Below are 2,126 nucleotides of genomic sequence, written 5' to 3' on the forward strand. Positions count from 1 at the left end.
AATTACTTTTTGGCGGAGGTCAATGGAGTATGCTTTCATACCAGATGCACTTTGCTGTTGACTTTGTTCATCCTCCCACATTTTGTATTTCACTCAAGCGAGAACCGCTATAATTAATTAAGAACCAAAATTACATGGAGTTCCAAGGTTAAGTTTTAACACCGCTTTATTTATGCAGCTTAAGCTTTTAATGTCTGTGGAGAATGAAGGCTTATTTTATATACAACTAATAAAGTACGGTGTGGAATCCGAAACAGCGGTAAAAGTAGCTCAGATATTAGCATCTGGGTTCCCAAGCGAGCTTTTGGCGCAAGAAGAGATACAATTCGTCACACAAGTTTGTAAAAAGTGGGCAACATTGCACAAGCCTGTCCAGTTGGGTGTTACAGAAGTCGCTGACTACTCCAACTCTATAGTAGTTTCAGTTTCGCTTTAATTATATCAATCCGATGCACTAACTCTGCTTGATTCGTCTTGAGCAGATTCAGTATTCATTTTTGATATGTGTTGCATAGTCAGGACTGAGCAAGGAGCATTGTGGAGTACGTAATTGCTGACACTGCCCAAGGCTAACTCACTCAAACCAGATAGACCCTGACGTCCAACTACGATTAGGTCAGCACCCCACGTAGAGGCTAAGTTACAGATGGTTTGACCAGGATTACCAGGGGATTGGATGAATTCTGTACTCACGCCTGCTAGATTTGCTTCATCCGTACACGATTGTAGTAGCTCTAGACCTTGCTTTTCCAAAACCTCCCACTGCTGTTGATTGAACTCCAAAGTTTTTTTACTCATCACGGGATATGGATAGTAATCCTGCCGGGGAAGTATAGGTATATTTACTTTGCCCTGTTCTTCACCCGACAGAACATGCAACAACATAAGGCTGCCCTTGCTCGCTTTTGCTAAGAACAAGGCTTTATCAAAGACATCCTTGGCGGATGTAGAGGTGTCGATTGCAACTAGAATCTTGTGAAACATATAGACTTCCTCCAAACTGTTGTGACTCCATATAAGAGCTGATTTATAAAGGTTCTCTTTAGGCAGCAAGGCGCTTCAACATCAAGCGCACCATTGCCGTTTCGCTCGTCAACTCGCCCACGCCTAGCAATAGTTCATAGTCCGTCGCTTGTGCCATGCAACCAACGAAACAACCCAAATGTACACTCGATAACCCAGGTTTTGGCAACACTGAAATTATGCTTCGGTTCGCTTGATAATTTCAACTTTGGCACTACAAACCTGCAAAAATGTTTGGGCGAACTTCTCCTTACTGTAGCCCTAGTCTACCCAAATCACAACTAAACATAGATCAATCTTAGTTCCTTTCTTTCTATCTCCTGTCCCATCAATAATTGAAATGATTGGTCTACCTTTTAGTATTTGTAAAATTAGTTCTAAGAGGATGTTTTAAAAGTCGAAGCGAGTTAAAAATTATGCCAGTCGCCTGACCATAATCCGGATCATCGCAATGTAAATAAAAGTCTCAGAGGTTTCTGGTAGTCGTTCATAATCTTTACTTAAACGTCGACACCAGTTAAGCCAACCAAAAGTTCGCTCAACAACCCAGCGCTTTGGTAAATGGACAAAACCTTTCTTTTCCAATGGTCGAAGCACAATTTCCACAATCCAGCGAAACATATCCATCACCCAACGCATAAATTCTTCACCACGGTATCCGCCGTCCATCCAAATAAGATTTAAACGTTTTACCTGACTGCCTGTATTGTGAACTCGGTTGAGAACTTTTTTCGCTCCTTCTCGTTCTGGAAGACTGGCTGAGGTTACCAAGACTCGCAAAACCAGCCCTAACAAATCTACACTTAGATGTCGTTTACGCCCATGTATTTTTGTATCGGCTCAAAATTTCGGGGTAGAGATTTATTCAGGTAGCCACGACCAACCAAATGGGTTAGAAGAAGACTTCTCTCGAATAATGTTACCCAAACAGGGAATATCACCGAGTTGCAAAATCCGGTCATGCATATACTCAAAAAAGCTAATACCTAACTTACGAGTAGTGGCAACCAGGGACATGAAAATATCCCATGCTTTGGTACCAAGTTCTGTTTGGGTGGCATAACTAATCTTGCGTCGCTGTACCATAGTTCTAGCAGCCAACT

The 2,126-nt window shown here is 42.0% G+C and carries 2 protein-coding genes and 2 pseudogenes; all 4 read right to left on the reverse strand.

Features of this window, described 5'->3' with window-relative positions; all coding sequences use genetic code 11:
- Nucleotides 1–441: 441 nt before the first annotated feature.
- On the reverse strand, nucleotides 442–984 hold the full coding sequence (locus H6G97_RS50310; RefSeq protein WP_190947683.1) for a universal stress protein: 543 nt from the start codon (nucleotides 982–984) through the stop codon (nucleotides 442–444).
- A gap of 58 nt (nucleotides 985–1,042) precedes the next feature.
- Nucleotides 1,043–1,195 (reverse strand): hypothetical protein, encoded by a 153-nt coding sequence (locus H6G97_RS50315; protein WP_190947684.1) that lies wholly within the window; start codon nucleotides 1,193–1,195, stop codon nucleotides 1,043–1,045.
- A gap of 242 nt (nucleotides 1,196–1,437) precedes the next feature.
- Nucleotides 1,438–1,845 (reverse strand): annotated as a pseudogene (locus tag H6G97_RS50320) (transposase); the annotation flags it as partial.
- 39 nt (nucleotides 1,846–1,884) lie between these two features.
- Nucleotides 1,885–2,126: pseudogene (locus H6G97_RS50325) on the reverse strand (hypothetical protein); the annotation flags it as partial.

The sequence above is a fragment of the Nostoc flagelliforme FACHB-838 genome (genome assembly GCF_014698065.1).
Lineage (GTDB): Bacteria > Cyanobacteriota > Cyanobacteriia > Cyanobacteriales > Nostocaceae > Nostoc > Nostoc flagelliforme_B.